Source organism: Daejeonella sp. JGW-45 (assembly GCF_029360805.1).
GTDB lineage: Bacteria > Bacteroidota > Bacteroidia > Sphingobacteriales > Sphingobacteriaceae > Daejeonella.
In genome coordinates this window covers 96,968-114,805 of the sequence record NZ_JARKNC010000002.1, presented here as the reverse complement: position 1 = coordinate 114,805, position 17,838 = coordinate 96,968, and the positions used below count along the sequence as shown (strand labels likewise).

Annotated in this window: 13 protein-coding genes and 1 other RNA gene; 5 read left to right on the top strand and 9 right to left on the bottom strand. The window is 44.4% G+C overall.

Features of this window, described 5'->3' with window-relative positions:
• Positions 1–20: 20 nt before the first annotated feature.
• The 4 genes from P2W76_RS03790 to P2W76_RS03775 all read right to left on the bottom strand — a co-directional run bounded on the left by P2W76_RS03790 (position 21) and on the right by P2W76_RS03775 (position 4,619).
• Complete coding sequence (locus tag P2W76_RS03790; RefSeq protein WP_276346172.1) at positions 21–923, bottom strand: TIM barrel protein; 903 nt, start codon at positions 921–923, stop codon at positions 21–23.
• 4 nt (positions 924–927) lie between these two features.
• A complete protein-coding gene (locus P2W76_RS03785) occupies positions 928–1,887 on the bottom strand; it encodes a hypothetical protein (RefSeq protein WP_276346171.1) in 960 nt (319 codons plus the stop codon).
• A 44-nt stretch (positions 1,888–1,931) separates the two neighbouring features.
• Complete coding sequence (locus P2W76_RS03780) at positions 1,932–3,827, bottom strand: OmpA family protein (protein ID WP_276346170.1); 1,896 nt, start codon at positions 3,825–3,827, stop codon at positions 1,932–1,934.
• Between the two features lie 168 nt (positions 3,828–3,995).
• On the bottom strand, positions 3,996–4,619 hold the full coding sequence (locus P2W76_RS03775; RefSeq protein WP_276346169.1) for a 7-carboxy-7-deazaguanine synthase QueE: 624 nt from the start codon (positions 4,617–4,619) through the stop codon (positions 3,996–3,998).
• An 81-nt stretch (positions 4,620–4,700) separates the two neighbouring features.
• Here P2W76_RS03775 and P2W76_RS03770 point away from each other — a divergent pair, with 81 nt between their 5' ends.
• Positions 4,701–5,033 (top strand): Rieske 2Fe-2S domain-containing protein, encoded by a 333-nt coding sequence (locus tag P2W76_RS03770; RefSeq protein WP_276346168.1) that lies wholly within the window; start codon positions 4,701–4,703, stop codon positions 5,031–5,033.
• On the opposite strand, the gene P2W76_RS03765 is transcribed toward P2W76_RS03770, so the two are convergent.
• On the bottom strand, positions 5,034–5,912 hold the full coding sequence (locus tag P2W76_RS03765) for a tetrahydrofolate dehydrogenase/cyclohydrolase catalytic domain-containing protein (protein ID WP_276346167.1): 879 nt from the start codon (positions 5,910–5,912) through the stop codon (positions 5,034–5,036).
• Positions 5,913–5,995: 83 nt separating this feature from the next.
• Positions 5,996–7,783 carry a translation elongation factor 4 gene (gene lepA, locus P2W76_RS03760; protein WP_276346166.1) on the bottom strand — a complete coding sequence of 596 codons (1,788 nt, stop codon included), beginning with the start codon at positions 7,781–7,783 and terminating at the stop codon, positions 5,996–5,998.
• Between the two features lie 241 nt (positions 7,784–8,024).
• Here lepA and P2W76_RS03755 point away from each other — a divergent pair, with 241 nt between their 5' ends.
• Genes P2W76_RS03755 through P2W76_RS03745 form a run of 3 tightly spaced genes read left to right on the top strand, consistent with a single transcriptional unit; the run spans position 8,025 to position 10,928 of the window.
• Positions 8,025–9,161 (top strand): NAD(P) transhydrogenase subunit alpha, encoded by a 1,137-nt coding sequence (locus P2W76_RS03755; RefSeq protein ID WP_276346163.1) that lies wholly within the window; start codon positions 8,025–8,027, stop codon positions 9,159–9,161.
• Positions 9,162–9,173: 12 nt separating this feature from the next.
• Entirely contained in the window at positions 9,174–9,482 is a 309-nt protein-coding gene (locus P2W76_RS03750; RefSeq protein WP_276346161.1) for an NAD(P) transhydrogenase subunit alpha, read from the top strand.
• Between the two features lie 36 nt (positions 9,483–9,518).
• Positions 9,519–10,928, top strand: coding sequence for an NAD(P)(+) transhydrogenase (Re/Si-specific) subunit beta (locus P2W76_RS03745; protein ID WP_276346159.1), 1,410 nt, complete (start codon positions 9,519–9,521; stop codon positions 10,926–10,928).
• A 167-nt stretch (positions 10,929–11,095) separates the two neighbouring features.
• Here the strand turns inward: P2W76_RS03745 and P2W76_RS03740 are convergent, their stop codons facing one another.
• The 3 genes from P2W76_RS03740 to smc form a co-directional block, all read right to left on the bottom strand.
• On the bottom strand, positions 11,096–12,475 hold the full coding sequence (locus P2W76_RS03740; protein ID WP_276346157.1) for a sigma-54 dependent transcriptional regulator: 1,380 nt from the start codon (positions 12,473–12,475) through the stop codon (positions 11,096–11,098).
• A 114-nt stretch (positions 12,476–12,589) separates the two neighbouring features.
• Positions 12,590–12,986: RNase P RNA component class A (gene rnpB, locus P2W76_RS03735), an RNA gene on the bottom strand.
• Between the two features lie 135 nt (positions 12,987–13,121).
• A complete protein-coding gene (gene smc, locus P2W76_RS03730; RefSeq protein ID WP_276346156.1) occupies positions 13,122–16,673 on the bottom strand; it encodes a chromosome segregation protein SMC in 3,552 nt (1,183 codons plus the stop codon).
• Between the two features lie 170 nt (positions 16,674–16,843).
• Between smc and P2W76_RS03725 the strand changes: the two genes are divergently transcribed.
• Positions 16,844–17,827, top strand: a complete 984-nt coding sequence (locus P2W76_RS03725) for an aldo/keto reductase (protein ID WP_276346155.1) — start codon at positions 16,844–16,846, stop codon at positions 17,825–17,827.
• Positions 17,828–17,838 lie beyond the last annotated feature (11 nt).

Here is a 17,838-nt window from a genome sequence, read left to right as displayed (position 1 = left end):
AGGAGCATAGCCCTAACTCCTTAGATATAGATATTGCTTTTCAGCCACCTGACACTGGAAGCCGGATCATCTATTGTTTTTGCACCATCTTGCTCAATGAAGGTATGCTCAACACCCGACAGCTTCGAGTTTGCAAAAATGTGCTTAAAGTCGACTTTTCCCGTTCCAACCGGGCACGGCCTGCCTGTAGTTTTATCCAGATCTTTTACATGCCATAATGGGAATCTGTTTGGATACTTTTTAAATAAAGCGGCAGGGTCCTGGCCGGCGGCAGTGGCCCAGGCCAGATCAAGTTCCATAAAGACCTTCTTCTTGTCGGTGTTGGTCAACACGTAATCAAACGCGCTTACACCTTCTATCTTGTGAAATTCCGATTGGTGGTTATGATAGGCGAACTTCATATCGTTCTTTGCAGCCAGATCGCCGGCAACTACAAATATTTCAGTGGTACGTTTGATCTCATCCAGCGTGGAAATGGATGAACTGGAACATACCACCCATTTACAGCCTCCTTCAGCTGCATCATCAACAATTTCCCGGACGTTATCTCTCAGGTTTCTTGGTCGGGCTGCTGATGATGCCGCAGACGGAGTACGCGGAAGCCCGCCAATGTGGTTTCCAATCCATTTCAAGCCTGCATCATTTACCATTTTCGCAAACACTTTTGGTTTATGACCATAGTATAGACCATTACCGCCAGTCGCAGTTTCCAATTCTTTAATTCCAATGCCGGCAATTTGCTTTAAAACCGCGTATATATCTGCTCCGGGGGCGTTAAGAAGAGCCGATAATGTGTATACCTGCAGGCCGGGGGAAGGGTAGTTCGCCCTGGAAGTCATTGAATTAGCCAGAGCCCAGCCGGGCAGCATACTGCCCAGAGCCATCACTCCTGAAGTTTTTAAAAATGATCTTCTATTCGCCATTTGTTTACTTTTTACTTTTAAATTCGTATTTGATGTTCCAGTTGAATTTTTCTCCCGGATTAGCATTCACTTTAATAAAAGGTTCGGGACTAAGAGTAGTTGGCACAGACCAATACATAAAGGCAGACAATGGCTGGTCGGCCGTTATCCTCACACCCGCTCCGGTTTTGGAATTGGCTACGGTGAAGTTATAATCCTCTATTCTGTCGCCGGTAAAACCCTTCGGGTATTCCATTGTGCTTTCGCCCTTATTTAACTCCCTTAAATACTTTAGTTGATTTTTTTCAAAAATAATCAGGTTTTTCCCCGCCGACTGGTTGGTGATTTCAAACGGCAGCGTAACTGTAAGATCCGGCCCTGTTGTTTGCTTATCGATCATAAAGAAATTGTGATTAAATGTATTAGTAGCAATTGCTTTTTTGCCGGTATTTTTCAGACTGTGTTCTAAAAGCAGTTCCGGCTTATTCTTAGACAGTCTGAGAGTTTTTCTATAGATATAACTGAAACCACTGGCGTCATTCAGCTTGTGAGTAAACTCTATTCTGTCTTTTTTCCTTTTAACTTTCCATCTCCCCCCATTAACAATATCGAATTGGCTGGAAAAGCGATAGGGATTCGTGTTCGGTTTACGAAGTATACCAACACCGATCTTAAGAAAGGTTTCTCCCGGTTTGGCAGTATCATATCCTATTGGATCGAATGCTTCCACAGGTCCCTGGACAGCGTCATGTATCATCGGGTCATGCTTATCATACCATTGACCGAAAAACTCATGATTCTTGTATCTTAAACTCGAAACAATGCCGGCCCAATCAAATCTTGTTGCGCGATAAAACCCATGTGTTGCGTCAGGTAAATAAAGGTCTGCCTCTATTAAACCATTAGAAATGGACGCGGCAGGATATTGCGCCAGACCATTTAATCCACATAGCAACACCAGGGCGGCTATTAATACGACCTTCATAATACTATTTGTTGAACCGAATATAACATTCCTGCATGGCACGTTTACTTTTTCATAATTTTAAATTCCGTCCGCCGGTTATTTTGCCTCTTTTCTTCAGTGCTGTTATCCGTTACCGGCATACTTTCTCCATAGCCTTTAAAGCTAAGTTTTGTCGGAGATATCTGTTTTGATGTTAGATAGTTATAAACTGTCCTCGCCCGATTTTCCGAAAGTGTTAAGTTTGACTTATCATCACCGACATTGTCCGTGTGCCCTGCAATTTCAATAGATACAGACGGGTTCTCCTTTAGAAATGAGATCAGCTGGCCAAGCTCAGTCGTTGACTCAGGCAGAAGCTCAAAACTATTGGTGTCAAAGAATATATTGTTCAGTATTACCAAACCGCCCACCTCAATCTTCTGAAGGGGAACCTCTATCATATAAGGTTTTACTGCCTGCTGAAGGTTGGGAGTGAAGTTTTGCGAATAGAAAAGGTAACCGGGTTTTGAGACGTTCAGGGCAAAAGAGTTTCCCGGGGCCATGGTTGCAAGAAATTCCCCCTCTACGGGATCAGTGACATCATCAAATGCAAAGTTTCCACTCCGTAGATTAATTATTTGAATTTTTGCTTCAAGAGGTTTCTTAGTGCTCTTATCATAGACCATTCCCTTAACATAGGTCACTGCATTTGGCCTCAGGTTGTCAGGCATCTCGAACGAATAGACATCAAATCCTCCGGAGCCACCCTCTTTATCAGATGCAAAGAAAGCAAGGCTGCCGCTGCTGTTCAGGCTTAGTCCGCTTTCCTCTCTGAAGGTGTTAATCGGATAGCCTAAATTCCGAGGTTTTTCCCAGCCTGTTCCTTCTTTCCTGCGGGTTATAAAAAGATCTTTATTACCCAGGCCGGGCCAACCATTCGACGAAAAGTAAAGTGTTTCATCGTCCGGGTGAATGAAGGGAGATTGTTCATCATATGCAGTATTTATCTGTGGTCCGAGGTTTACAGGTGTGTTCCAACCCTCTGTTCCCAGATCGGATTTCCAGATATCGTAACCCCCTCTGCCGCCGTTGCGCGTACTGACAAAATAGAGCGTGCGGCCATCTGCGCTGATGGAGGGCTGAGACTCCCATCCCGGCGTATTTATGGGGGCTCCTAAATTAAAGGGTTTGCTCCATTCCGAACCTTCCCATTTCGAGATATAGATATCACATCTTCCTAAACCATCCGGACGATTGCATCCCGTAAAAAAGAGATAATTTCCATCCGGAGAAATGCACTGGGCACCTTCATTGAATTCAAATGTATTGATATTTGCGCTTAAGGATTTAGCTGCAAGCCATTTATCCTGATTCTTAACACTCGTGTAAAAATCTTCGTTTTGGTTTACTTTTCTTGTAAATATGACCGTTTCCTCATCAGCGGTAACTACCGGTAAATATTCGTCCTGGTTAGAGTTTATTCCGCTTCCCAGGCTTATAGGCTTAAAGCTGACCGGCTTTTTTACGGCTTCAATACTAAAGACACAGTCTGCAATATATTTTGCTGTGCGTATCTTGCTTTCATCACTAAGCCCCGGAAACGATGCATATTTCTTGAAGTGGATTAAGGCATTTGTATAATCACCAGTGTTTAATTCACTTTCAGCAATACCAAAATAGGTGAGATTGTAAAACTCAGGGTCAATCTCAAGAACTTTTTTATAGTTGACCAGGGCTTTAGGATAGTCATTAAGCCGGCGGTAAATATCGGCTAACTGCTGATAAGCCGCCACAAAGCGATCATCCTCAGCGATTGCCTTAGTTAATTCAGTAATAGCTTTGTTGTAGGTTTTACCGCCAATAGCCTGATTGGCTTGCTCGTAATGCTTCTGCGCAAGCCTGTTTGTTGAAGACGTTATTTTCTGTCCGAAACCCGCTGCAGGCAGCAGGCAAAAAAATATAAGAAGTAGTCTATACATAGATCGGCCGGAACGTGAAGTTAGAAAATATCCCTCAATGAATTGAAAAGTTTGGCCATAATAGAATGTTGTTTTGAACATTAACGGCTGATTCAATGCAGGAGTATGCCCCGCAGACAAGCAGAAGACTCGTTTTGTTCCGGCCCTTAAAGGAATTTATCGCGATTTCTAGGGGATGTTCAAATATTTATGCGTTTGCAGGGATATCTCCCACTTGGGATTCTGCATCACATATTCGATTATTAAAGGAGTCATCTCAGCCGATTTTGACCACTCAGGCTGAAGATAGAGTTTACAGGTTTCCGAAACATGACGGGCGTGTTCCTCGGCCCATGCAAAATCACTTTTGTTAAAAACTATCACTTTCAACTCACCTGCAACCGGGCTGATCTCTGGCCTCGGCGACTTGAACTTCTTGGGAGAGAGGCAAATCCAATCCCAAGAACCTGAAAGCGGATAAGCACCCGAAGTTTCTATAAACGTTTTAATTCCTCTTTTTTGAAGTTCGCCAGTGAGGTAATCCAGGTTGTAGATCAGAGGTTCACCGCCAGTCACCACGACTGCTTTGCCCGGAAATTGTTCGGCATTCCGGACGATCTGGTCTGCGCTGGTAAGAGGATGCAATTCGGCATCCCAGCTTTCTTTAACGTCGCACCAGTGACATCCCACATCACATCCGCCGAGGCGAATGAAGTATGCTGCTTTACCTGAATGGAATCCCTCTCCCTGGATGGTATAAAATTCTTCCATTAAAGGTAACAGGGTGCCGTCGGGTGGGATTTGATGTGCCATTTTTTAATTTGAATGCAAATATACTTAGTTTCGCCTATCGTTTGCTATTTATCAGTATTGCGACATCCCGGTGACAGAAAAATGATTTGGATTAAAATATTTCCTGCAGAGGTTCTGGATGGCGAAGACTTTATAAAAAAGATCAATGTCTCGGGGAAGAAACTATGTGCAGTAAAAACCGGCGATCGCTTATTTGTCGTTCAGAATAAATGTCCGCATGCTGGTGCTGAGCTGAGCCAGGGCTGGTGCAGCAATGGAAATATCATCTGTCCATATCATCGCCATGAATTTAATCTGGAAACGGGAAGGGGTAAAGCAGGGCAGGGTAACTACCTGAATCATTATCCAGTCGAAGCCCGCGGCGATGGAATTTACGTAGGACTGAAAAAAAGCTGGTGGCAGTTTTGGGGATAATTAATAGATCTCCTTTTTTGCTGAAGCCAGAGTATTTTTTAGCAGCCCCACAATGGTCATTAATCCCACGCCGCCCGGAACCGGCGTGATCCAGGATGATTTCGGAGCAACTCCCTCAAAGTCGACATCGCCGTATAGTTTGTAACCTGACTTAGTTGAGGTTGAAGTTTCACGGTTCATGCCAACATCAATAACAATCACACCTTCTTTAACCATGTCCGAAGTGATGAAGTTCTTTTTACCAATTGCAACTATAAGTATGTCGGCGTCAAGCGTGAATTTTTTTATGTCAGGAGTTTTGCTGTGACAAACTGTGACTGTACAGTTACCTGGTCTTGCGTTACGTGCCATCAGGATGCTCATTGGAGAACCCACAATATTACTTCTTCCTACCACAACACAATGCTTGCCCGCCGTATCAATACCGTATTCGTTGAGCATCAATAGTATTCCGTAAGGTGTAGCTGGCAAAAAGGAAGGAAGGTTCCGTTGCATGCGGCCCAGGTTCACCGGGTGAAAACCATCTACGTCTTTTTCCGGAGAGATGCGTTCGGTTACCTTATCAGCCGAGATATGTTTTGGTAAAGGAAGTTGAACAAGAATACCGTCCGTATCAGGATCGCCGTTTATTTCTTCGATCTTTGCCAGCAGCTCATCTTCGGTAATGTTATCTTCGAAACGGTAAAGGGTAGAATTGAAGCCCACCTTTTCACAATTCTTTATTTTGCTGGCAACATAGGTTTCAGAACCACCGTCATGCCCAACCAATATGGCAACCAAATGAGGTTTACGTCCTGTGTCTTTAAGGACCAGAGCTGCTTCTTCTGCGATCTCTAATTTTAATTTTTCCGAAACGAATTTTCCGTCAAGTAGTTGCATTATTGTCTTAAATCGTACGTTATTAACATTTATTGAGTTTTGAACACCGTATATTCGCATTTCGCGAAATAAATAATAGTGGTTTAATCAAGCTTTAGTACTGCCATGAAGGCTGTTTGTGGTATTTCCACGTTGCCCACCTGGCGCATGCGCTTTTTACCTTTCTTTTGTTTTTCCAGGAGCTTACGTTTTCTGGAAATATCACCGCCGTAACATTTTGCCGTAACATCTTTTCGCAAAGCCTTTACTGTTTCCCTGGCAATGATCTTCGCCCCGATAGATGCTTGTATAATAATTTCAAATTGCTGACGCGGGATAAGCTCTCTCAGTTTTTCGCAAATTTTCTTGCCGAAAGTATATGAATTGGTGCGATGAATTAAGGATGACAAGGCATCTACCGGTTCGGAGTTCAGCAGAATGTCAAGTCTGACCAGGTCTGACTGCCGGTATCCTATCTGGTGATAGTCGAAGGATGCATAACCTTTAGAGATTGTTTTCAAACGATCATAAAAATCAAATACAATCTCACCCATTGGCATCTCGAAGATAAGCTCTACACGATCGGAGGTCAAGTAAGACTGGTTGATGATCGTACCACGCTTTTGTATACACAGCGACATGATCGGACCGACAAACTCCGACTTGGTAATTATGTTTGCCTTGATGTATGGTTCTTCAACATGATCGAGTTTACTTGGATCCGGCAGGTCTGAAGGATTGTGAACATCGATCTCAATGCCCTTCGAAGTAAATGCTTTGTATGAAACGTTTGGAACAGTTGTGATAACCGTCATGTCGAATTCACGCTCCAGCCGCTCCTGGATAATTTCCATGTGAAGCATTCCCAGGAAACCGCAGCGAAAGCCAAACCCTAAGGCAGCCGAAGATTCAGGTTCAAACACGATCGATGCATCGTTGAGCTGAAGTTTGTGCATACTCTCACGCAACTCTTCGTATTCATCCGTATCTACCGGGTAGATCCCGGCAAAAACCATTGGCTTCACCTCTTCAAATCCCTTGATAGGCTCCTTGCTTGGCTTTTCTTTGTGCGTTATCGTATCGCCGACCTTAACCTCGCGGGCTTCTTTAATGCCTGAAATAATATAACCCACGTCGCCCGTTTTGATCACATCTTTTGGCTTCTGAGTAAGTTTTAGCGTACCAACTTCTTCAGCTATATAATCCTTGTCGGTAGCAACAAACTTAACTTTGTCACCCTTGCGGATCTCACCATTTAGTACTTTGAAATAGGCTACTATGCCGCGGAACGAATTAAAAACAGAATCGAAAATAAGCGCCTGCAACTCTCCATCAGGATTTCCCTTAGGCGCAGGCACCCTTTCAACTATAGCTTTTAATATATCATTTACACCCATTCCGGTTTTGCCGGAAGCGGGGATAATCTCCTCACGCTTGCAGCCTATCAGCTCGATGATCTGGTCCTTAACTTCTTCGGGCATAGCACCCGGAAGATCCATTTTGTTTAATATCGGAATGATCTCAAGATCATGCTCCAGGGCGAGATAAAGATTAGAGATAGTCTGCGCTTGGATTCCCTGTGATGCATCAACAATCAATAGCGCACCCTCGCAGGCGGCAATGGATCGTGAAACTTCATAAGAAAAATCAACGTGTCCCGGGGTATCGATCAGGTTTAATACGTAAGCTTGCCCATCCAGGATGTAATCCATTTGAATGGCATGGCTTTTTATGGTGATACCACGCTCACGTTCAAGGTCCATATCGTCCAGTAACTGGGCCTGTGATTCGCGCTGGGTTATGGTATTGGTATACTCAAGAAGACGGTCAGCTAAAGTGCTTTTACCGTGATCAATATGTGCTATTATGCAAAAATTACGTATGTGCTTCATCGAGGCGCAAAGATACGTTTTACGTTGTAAGTTATACGTTGTACGTTAGAACTTTTAGCTAGTGAACAGAATTTTTTTTTAGAACGGGACTTCCTCAAACAAGAAGCCTTCCTATCTGCCCCAGACTTACAACGTAAAACGTATAACTTATTACTTCCTAATGTATTTTTTTTGATGCGCTGCAAACCAAAGCATTCTTTTAGCTATTTTAGGAAATAACCATCAAGCAGCTACACAATTCATGACAGTCGGTATATTGCGCGAACCTTCGATTGAGACGCGGGTTTCTCTGCTTCCGGAGCATATTGCATTGCTAGGGAAGCATAATATAGATGTATTTTTGGAAACCAATGCTGGATTACAGGCATTTGCTCCGGATTCTTTATACGAACAAGCGGGAGCAGAAATAAGTTCACGGGAAGAGATTTTAAGAAGATCAGACATTTTACTTTCCATCCATGCGATCGCTGAAACCGATTTAGCATCTGCAAAAAGCACGGCTGTTATTATGGGTTTGTATAATCCTTTAGCACAGCCGAATTTAATTAATCAATGGGCAACGAAAGGTTTGACAACCTTTAGCATGGACATGCTTCCAAGGACTACCCGGGCACAGAGTATGGATGTCCTTAGCTCACAAGCTAATATAGCTGGGTATAAAGCGGTCTTGCTTGCCGCCATGCAACTTCCAAAATACTTTCCAATGTTTATGACAGCAGCGGGAAGTATTCCTCCTGCCAAGGTTATGATACTGGGCGCCGGTGTAGCGGGCCTGCAGGCGATAGCAACAGCCAGGCGGCTGGGGGCGGTGGTGGAAGTTTTTGATACCCGTCCTGCTGTAAAAGAAGAAGTTATGAGTTTGGGGGCTAAGTTTATTGAAGTCGAGGGCGCACAAGATGCACCCGGAGCCGGAGGCTATGCGGTGGAACAAACGGAAGAGTACAAGCTAAAACAACAACAGCGCATTGCTGAAGTTGCTGCTAAGGCCGATGTAATTATTACTACGGCGCAGATCCCGGGTAGAAAGGCTCCTGTACTTTTGCCTGACAGTGTTTTAGATTCAATGAAAGCAGGTTCCCTGATCATTGATCTTGCTTCTGCTACCGGTGGAAATACCTCGCAGACCAAGGATGGGGAAACTGTGGTTTACAAGAACGTTACGATCATCGGAAATTCTAATCTTCCGGGCACGATGCCTGCAGATGCAAGTAAGTTATACGGCAAGAACATCTTAAACTTCCTCCAACTGATCATTGGACCGGAAGGACAGTTAAACCTCAACTTTGAGGACGACCTGGTTAAGGGCACCTGTATTACCTACAACGGGGAGGTTTGCAATGAAAGAGTTAGGGGGGAGTTACGAATGTCTGACAACTAAAAAACAACAAATATGGAAATTGCATTAGACTGGATCACGCTTCATCAGCAAATAATATATATTGTTATACTCAGTGTTTTTTTGGGAATTGAAGTTATCGGCAGAGTTCCAAGTGTACTTCATACGCCGCTGATGAGTGGTGCAAATGCTATTCACGGGGTAGTAATAATAGGAGCAATAATTGTTATGGGAAAAGCCGAAGAAGGCAATTACGCTGCGCTGATCCTGGGTTTTCTTGCAGTCTTATTAGGAACACTGAATGTGGTGGGAGGCTTTGTCGTTACAGATCGCATGCTGGAGATGTTCAAAAAGAAGAAATAGTTATTTGAAGCAGAAAATAATATATACCGGCCCTCTATGGAATTGAATATCCTCACTCTCTGTTATCTCATCGGCTCAGTAACGTTTATCATCGGTTTGAAAATGTTAAGTCACCCGGAAACTGCCCGCAGGGGAAACCTGATTGCTGCCGGCGGCATGACAATAGCTATTCTCGGAACCATATTCTTATACGAAGAGCAAGGCTTGCGTTTGGGAAATTACACCTGGATATTTGCAGCTTTGCTGATCGGCACGCTGTTGGGGACATTAGCTGCAAAGAAAGTTAAAATGACTGCCATGCCAGAGATGGTAAGTCTTTTCAACGGAATGGGCGGAGCCTGTGCAGCTCTTATTTCGGTGGTAGAGTTTGAACATCTCATGCATCAAACGAGGGTGGGGCAGGCTGCCGGTGGAGGCACACTCCTTATAATTTTCGCGGGTTTGATTATAGGAACGATTTCATTTGCCGGCAGTATGATAGCCTGGGGCAAGTTGAACGGGAGCATCAAAGATTTTTCATTTAAAGGTCAGCATATTGTTAATCTGATCATTTTCGGAGCTATTATCGTACTATCCGGGTATTTAATTATTTCGGGAGATGCTGCAGCGGCAAATCTCTTCTACCTGGTGCTTGCATTGTCAGTCGTTTATGGATTGTTTTTTGTCCTTCCGATAGGGGGCGCCGATATGCCGGTTGTAATCTCCCTGTTAAATTCGTTCACGGGAGTAGCCGCTGCTTTTGGCGGCTTCTTATATAATAATCCGGTCATGTTAACAGGAGGTATCCTGGTGGGCTCCGCAGGAACAATCCTCACCATTCTAATGTGCAAAGCTATGAACAGGCCGCTTAGCAACGTATTGATCGGTTCCTTTGGCGGCGGGGTTTCAGGTTCTGCAGGAAATAAAGACCAGGGCTCATACAAGGAAATTTCCATCAGCGACTCTGCCGTAGTGATGAGCTATGCTAAAAAAGTTATTATAGTCCCGGGCTACGGACTGGCAGTAGCCCAGGCGCAGCATGTCTGTCACGAGCTTGAAAAGTTATTGACGGACAAGGGAGTAGAAGTGACCTATGCCATTCACCCGGTAGCAGGCCGCATGCCCGGCCATATGAACGTTCTTCTTGCAGAAGCCGATGTAGATTATGGGAGCCTGCTTGAAATGGAACAGGCCAATGAGGAATTTCCTTCCACGGATGTGGTATTAATCCTGGGAGCTAATGACGTAGTAAATCCTGCAGCCAAAACAGATGCTTCATCACCTATCTATGGGATGCCTGTACTTGATGTGGAACTGGCTAAGTTAGTGATAATCAATAAAAGAAGCATGAATCCCGGTTACGCCGGAATTGAAAACGAGCTCTTCTTCCAGCCAAAATCATCCATGTTGTTCGGCGACGCGAAATCAGTGCTGCAGCAATTGGTTGCTGAGATTAAAACGTTGTAAGTTATACGTGATACGTTGTAAGTTTGCATATGTACCTAAACGTTGTAAGTTATACGTTGTACGTTATAAGTTTGCATACGTACCCTACGTTGTAAGTTTTACGTGATACGTTATAAGTTGCATATGTCCGTTTTGCACGTACAACGTATAACTTATAACGTACAACTCTATTCCGCTCGCTTCAACCCGTACTTCTCAATTTTACTATACAAATGACTTCTCTGGATATCAATATCATCTGCCGTTTTTGAGACATTCCAGTTATTCTTCTCAAGCTTATACTTAATATAATCCCGTTCGGCGAAGTCTTTGTATTCCTGGAAATTGGTGAACTGATCAAAATTTGTCGTAGCGGGTGCGGATCCGTTTTCCGTTACCGGAGCTGCAGAGGAAGGATTTGCAAACGTTTTTACATCCTTGTCAGTGATGACTTTATCGCTCAGAATAATCAGCCGCTCTATCATATTGCGGAGTTCACGTATGTTACCTGTCCAGGGCATTGCCTGAAGCGCTTCCATTGCTGCGTCGTTGATCTTTTTGACCGGCATGCCATAGTCCTGGCAGATCTCGTCACAGAAATTCTGAGCAATAAGGGGTATATCGTCTTTACGTTCTGTAAGATGAGGTACATGGATCAGAATCACACTCAGGCGATGGTAAAGGTCCATCCTGAAATTACCGGCCTCTATCTCTTTCAAAAGATCCTTATTAGTAGCAGCGATCACCCTCACATCAACATCGATCTCTTTTTCCCCACCAACACGAGTTACCTTATTCTCCTGAAGAGCACGCAGCACTTTTGCCTGAGCCGACAGGCTCATATCGCCTATCTCATCTAAAAATAGAGTACCCCCGCTGGCCTGCTCAAACTTCCCTATCCGCTGTTTTATAGCCGATGTAAAAGAACCCTTTTCATGACCAAATAATTCACTCTCAATCAACTCTGAGGGAATGGCAGCACAATTAACTTCAATAAGGGGGGAGTTCGCACGGTTGGATTTCTCATGAAGCCACCTGGCTACCAGTTCCTTGCCGCTGCCATTGGCGCCGGTAATCAATACCCTGGCATCTGTAGGAGCTACCCGTTCGATCGTATCTTTAATGCGGTCTATCGCTGCCGAATTACCCAGCATCTCGCGAACTTTACTTGCTTTGCGTTTTAATACCTTGGTCTCAGTAACGAGGTTCTTGCGTTCCAGCGCATTTCTGACGGTAATAAGCAAACGGTTGAGATCCGGTGGTTTGGAAATAAAATCGAATGCACCTTTCTTGCTTGCTTCCACGGCAGTTTCAACGGTTCCGTGTCCCGAAATCATGATAAACGGAAGATCTGGCTGTATTGTAAGTCCCTCAGTAAGGACCTCCATACCATCCATTTTATTCATTTTAATATCGCAGAGGATCAGATCGTATTCATTCTTTTTAATTAGGTCAAGAGCATCAGGTCCGTTATCAACATCTTCTACCTGGTATTCTTCGTATTCGAGAATCTCCCGTAAAGTATTGCGGATTGCCTTCTCATCATCAATTATCAAAATTTTAGCCATAGGGTGTTTTGATCCTCGTTTATTCTGCGAACATAACCCGCGAATATAACGATTGTTTGAACATATGTAAATGTTTGAAAAAAACCCCGGATTTAATCCGGGGTCTGATTCTTTTTTAAAAGCAAGCCTGTAAGCCGGGTTCTGTATTCCCGCATTAGCGGGACTTCTATCATTTATCTGGCCACGCAATTGCTCACGTGATCTAACGACCTACCCATTCCGGAGAATCCCGTACGTACGGGAAAAGTAAGCGGGCCGCTTCGCTTCCGGAACCTATTTGGTCTTTCAACTCCTGGGGTTTACCGTAATCCCGGTCGCCCGGGAAGACCGTGAGCTCTTACCTCACGTTTTCACCTTTACCACCAACCTAAGGGTTGGAGGAAGTTTGTTTTCTGTAGCACTTTCCGTTCCCGCATGACGCGGGACCTTCCCGTTAGGAAGCAGGATGCCCTGTGTTGCCCGGACTTTCCTCTCTCCGCTCATGGCGGACAGCGATAGAACAGCTTGCTCTGCAAAGATACGGAATTATTTGAGGTCTGAAGTCTGAAATCGGAGGTCTGAACGTGGCAGACACCTGTACCTATCGATGTCGGAAATCCCTATTCCCTAATCCCTATTCCCTCACACTTCACACCTCACACCTCCGCTACGCAACTTCCCGTATATCAACCGCTACCACTCTCGAAACACCTTGTTCTGCCATGGTCACGCCATATATGATATCCGTACTGGCAATCGTCCGTTTATTATGAGATACGATGATGAACTGGGATTGCCCCGAAAATTCCCGAATGATGTTATTGAACTTGTCGATGTTAGTGTCGTCCAGTGGTGCATCAACCTCATCGAAAATACAGAATGGCGCTGGTTTTAAAAGATACAGCGAGAAAAGAATTGCCGTGGCAGTAAGTGTTTTCTCACCCCCGGACAACTGATTGATAGAAAGCGGCCGTTTACCTTTAGGCCGGGCCAGAATATCAATATCTGATTCAAGTGGGTTGGACGGGTCAACTAAAACAAGGTCGCAGCTGTCTTCCTGGTTAAACAAGGACCTGAACACTTCTATAAAATGCTCCCTGACCTTGACAAAAGCTTCCATGAACTTTTCCTTTGCTGTATCATCGATCTCCTTAATTGTTTGCAAAAGGGATGATTTGGCTTCTGCGAGGTCTTTTTTCTGCTGTTGAATAAAAGTATAACGCTCGTCCATTTCCTTATAGGCTTCCATTGCCATAGGATTAATGGCGCCGAAGTCATCAAGCTGGCGTTTGATACGCTCGGTTTTTTCCCGCGTGTCCTGCTCACTTTCGGTTTGGTACTGATTAGTATTTTCCTCATCAAGCAAGGTGGAAATGTCGACGGAGAACTCCACCGACAAACGTTCCTTCAATGCATTTAACTCCAGCTTGATATTAGTTTTTTGATCCTTGATCTCGCTGCCTATGAGATCAGCTTGCTCCTTATTTTTTCTTAATGTGGCAATATTGCTTTCCGACTCGGTGATTGCTCCCCTTGAAGCGTAGTAGGTTTGCTCGGCTTCCTGCACCGCCAGTTCAAACTCTTCTTTTTGTGCGTACATGGCGATCAGATCATCATCTGAATGGTCTGAATGCAGGAGCGCTTCCATGATACCGATCTGAGCAGTCTCAAGTTCCGCGCTGTTAGCATTGATTCTTGTTTCCAGGCTGTTTTGCTGGCTTTCACGATATTCGAGGTCTTTCTCAATGCCGGCAACTTTATTTTGCTGCTGATGAAACTTGATGTTTTCCTGGTTATAGGCAGCCGACATACTGTTTACCTGGTCGGCCAGCCCGTTGTAATTTTGCTGATCGGATACAAGCTGTACCTGCCTGGCCTCCTTGCTTGCCTTAAGTTCAACGATCCGGGGTTCTGCAGCCAGAAGCTCGTCTGTTATACCGGCAATCCTGGCCTCGATATCCTGTTTCCGGTTCTGACTGTTCTCTATAAAGGCGAGGTATTGTTCCTGTTTTGTTTTAACGGAAGTAAGCTCATTGTTTAGCCGGTTTATCTCAAACTGGACTTGCTGGATGTGATCATTTTGCGAAGAAGCCTTAAGACTTTCCAGCCTTACACTATGTTCATCAATGGCTGCTTTCAGCTTCGAGATCGTATTCTGCCCCGAACTGATCTCTTTCGCTAATTTCTCGATATTCTTAGCCCGGCCAATACGTTTGCCTTCAAACAGTCCGACAGAGCCGCCAGACATACCTGTCCGCGTTTTGGAGAACATGCCGGATTTTCCCAGTAAGACTATTTGTTCTGCTGGCAGGTCTTTTTTTAATTCGTCTTCTTCAGAAGACTGCACTAAAAACACGTTTTGTAGCAGTATCTGGCAGAGTGGACGATATTTTGCGTCCGTATCAATAACGTCCAGTGCCGGGATAAGGTCCTTATCAATCACTGCTGGCGCAGGTTTTGGTTTACTATCTTTAAGAGCGTCCAGGATGAAGAAGTTTGCCCGGCCACGCGACGCTTCACTCAATAGTTTTATCGCCTGCACTGCCTCGGTATGGTTTTCCACAACATAGTGGTTCATAACAGGTTCCAGGTAATTTTCAACAGCGATCCTGTATTCTTCTTTGCAGAAAAGAATGTCGGAAAAAAGAGGAGCCTGTTTAGCCCAGCCAGCGTTCTTCCTCAGGAAACGGATAGATTCAGGAAATCCTTCCAGGTTGTCAACCATAGACTTCGTCAGGTTGTATTCATTTTGCTTTGAATCCAGTTTCCTGCTTTCCTGGTTTAGGAGCTCTTTTTCCTCAATAAGCTGTTCATTTATAGTGCTTATCTGCCTTTGAAGTTCTTCCTCTCGCTCTTTGCCTGTATTAAGATCCTTTTGCTTGGCCTCCAGATTAACCTGCAATTCGGCAATTACCTTATTGAATTCGTTCAGCTCAGTTTCTTTCGATTGGGTATCAGCTACATTACGGCTGCTTTCTTGGTGAAGGGCTTCCTTCTGGATATTCAGGATGGCGATATCTTTCTCAAGTTTATAAAGCTGGTTTTGTAACTCGCTGTTCTCACGGTTCAGTATATCCAGATCTGCCCTGGATTTCAGTTGCGCAGCTCTTAAGGTTTCAAGATCTGCATGCTGATTTTTTACTGAAGCCCGGACTATTTCCAGTGTTTCAGATTCCTGAACCAGCTCCTCGTTCAATCGCTTCTGATTATAGAAAATATGATTAAGTTGATTTTTGTCTTTTTCAAGCTCATCGCTAAGCCTTTTCTTCTTTTCTTCGAGAAACCGGAGTTGCTCGTTCTTTAGTTTTTTATCACTTTCATACGCCCTGATCTTTGCAACAAACTCATTAGTGGCTTTCTGCTGTACAGACAGGTTCTTTTCCAGGTTAAGGCTGTCCAGTTTCTGCTGCTGAAGCAGTGCTTCTAAATTGCTTATCGCGGTGCTGATCCCGCTGCTATCCACCAACTGCTGCTGTTCCTGATCTTCCAGCCTGGTTAACGACTCACTGAACCCGGCTATCCGGAAGGAGGCTAAAGCAATACTAAGGTTCTTATATTGTTCTTTAAGCCGGTAATAACGTTCGGCCTTTTTCGCCTGGTTCTCCAGTGTTTTGAGGTTTTTTTCAATCTCAAACAAAAGGTCATCCACCCGGCTCAGGTCGGCCTCAGTTTCTTTGAGTTTGCTGAAGGTCTGCTTTTTTCTCAGCTTATATTTAGAAATACCCGAAGCTTCTTCAAACAGGGCCCTTCGCGAATTGTCTTTATTTGCGATGATCTCATCTATCATCTTCAATTCGATAATAGAATAGGAGTCGGAGCCGATTCCAGTATCAAGGAAAAGATCGGTAATATCCTTTAACCTGCATTGCACATCGTTTAGCCGATATTCACTATCACCGGAGCGGTATAGTTTTCGTGTGACCGTTACTTTCGAAAAGTCGGTGGGGAGTATATTCCGGGTGTTATCAAAGGTCAGGGAAACTTCAGCCAGGTTGGAGGGCTTGCGCGTCCTGGTTCCGTTGAAAATAATGTTCTCCATTTTTTCCGAGCGAAGCATCCTCGTACTCTGTTCGCCAAGCACCCACCGGATCGCATCAACAACATTTGATTTCCCGCAACCATTGGGCCCGACAATAGCGGTCACACCATCGTGAAAGTTGATGGTGATCTTGTCGCCAAAGCTTTTAAAGCCTTTGATTTCCAGTTGGGTAAGCTGCATGTTGCTGGTTTCTGCCTTCCGCAGACAGGCATTTGATTAAAGGGCTTAATTTATAAAAATATACAGACCTGTGTAAAGTTTTTGAATGAAGATGAGGAACTATTATTTATTCAGAATACAAACACTAATTTTAAGAAATCAGAACAATACACGATTCAATTTGCAAAACTATGGAATACAGACGTTTAGGTAGATCCGGTTTAAAGGTAAGCGCGCTTTCTCTTGGCAGCTGGCTTACATTCGGTAATCAGATAGAGGATAAGATCGCAGAAGAACTTATGGACCTTGCTTATGACAGCGGGGTGAATTTCTTCGACAATGCCGAGGGTTACGCCGGAGGCAAGTCGGAAATTGTGATGGGAAATATTTTAAAGAAGAAAAACTGGGATCGCAGTTCCTATATTGTTTCAAGCAAGATCTATTTTGGTGCAGAAGAAAAGAAACCGAACATGATCGGCCTTTCCAAAAAACATCTGTTCGAAGGAACGGACAATGCTCTTAAACGGTTGCAGCTGGATCATCTCGATCTGCTTTTCTGTCATCGGGCAGATCCCGAGACGCCTATCGAGGAAACCGTTTGGGCGATGCATCAGATCATCATGCAGGGTAAAGCCCTTTATTGGGGTACTTCCGAATGGAGTGCCGCAGAGATTATGGAAGCACATTATTTTGCTGAAAAGAATCATCTTATTGCACCGGTAATGGAGCAGCCCCAGTACAGCATGCTATGGAGAGATAAGCTCGAGAGAGATTTCCTGACTCTCTTCCGGAATTTCGGGATGGGTACTACCATTTGGAGCCCCCTGGCGTCAGGTATGCTTTCGGGGAAATATCTGGACGCTGACCCAACTGATACCAGGTTTAAAATGGAAAGCCTGGGATGGCTAAGAGACCGCTGGCTTAAAGAGGAGAATCTGAACAAAATCAGGCAGCTCAAGATGCTGGCCGATAAGCTCGGTACAAGCCTGCCAAAACTTGCTATAGCCTGGTGTTTAAAGAATCCGAACGTAAGTACCGTTATTCTCGGTGCATCGAAAACGCATCAGTTAAAAGAAACGTTAACGTCCTTGGATATTGTTCCGCTGTTAAGCGATGAGCTTATGCAGGAAATTGACCGGATCACGGGAACGAAGCCGGAGGCAGTGGCGGTATGAGGTGTTAGGTA

Excerpts from the sequence above, each read along its gene's own strand:
- P2W76_RS03780 (WP_276346170.1), bottom strand. The coding sequence starts at position 3,827 with ATGTATAGACTACTTCTTATATTTTTTTGCCTGCTGCCTGCAGCGGGT.
- P2W76_RS03775 (WP_276346169.1), bottom strand. The coding sequence starts at position 4,619 with ATGGCACATCAAATCCCACCCGACGGCACCCTGTTACCTTTAATGGAA.
- lepA (WP_276346166.1), bottom strand. The coding sequence starts at position 7,783 with ATGAAGCACATACGTAATTTTTGCATAATAGCACATATTGATCACGGT.
- smc (WP_276346156.1), bottom strand. The coding sequence starts at position 16,673 with ATGCAGCTTACCCAACTGGAAATCAAAGGCTTTAAAAGCTTTGGCGAC.
- P2W76_RS03750 (WP_276346161.1), top strand. The coding sequence starts at position 9,174 with ATGGAAATTGCATTAGACTGGATCACGCTTCATCAGCAAATAATATAT.
- P2W76_RS03785 (WP_276346171.1), bottom strand. The coding sequence starts at position 1,887 with ATGAAGGTCGTATTAATAGCCGCCCTGGTGTTGCTATGTGGATTAAAT.
- P2W76_RS03765 (WP_276346167.1), bottom strand. The coding sequence starts at position 5,912 with ATGCAACTACTTGACGGAAAATTCGTTTCGGAAAAATTAAAATTAGAG.
- P2W76_RS03745 (WP_276346159.1), top strand. The coding sequence starts at position 9,519 with ATGGAATTGAATATCCTCACTCTCTGTTATCTCATCGGCTCAGTAACG.
- P2W76_RS03790 (WP_276346172.1), bottom strand. The coding sequence starts at position 923 with ATGGCGAATAGAAGATCATTTTTAAAAACTTCAGGAGTGATGGCTCTG.
- P2W76_RS03770 (WP_276346168.1), top strand. The coding sequence starts at position 4,701 with ATGATTTGGATTAAAATATTTCCTGCAGAGGTTCTGGATGGCGAAGAC.
- P2W76_RS03755 (WP_276346163.1), top strand. The coding sequence starts at position 8,025 with ATGACAGTCGGTATATTGCGCGAACCTTCGATTGAGACGCGGGTTTCT.
- P2W76_RS03725 (WP_276346155.1), top strand. The coding sequence starts at position 16,844 with ATGGAATACAGACGTTTAGGTAGATCCGGTTTAAAGGTAAGCGCGCTT.
- P2W76_RS03740 (WP_276346157.1), bottom strand. The coding sequence starts at position 12,475 with ATGGCTAAAATTTTGATAATTGATGATGAGAAGGCAATCCGCAATACT.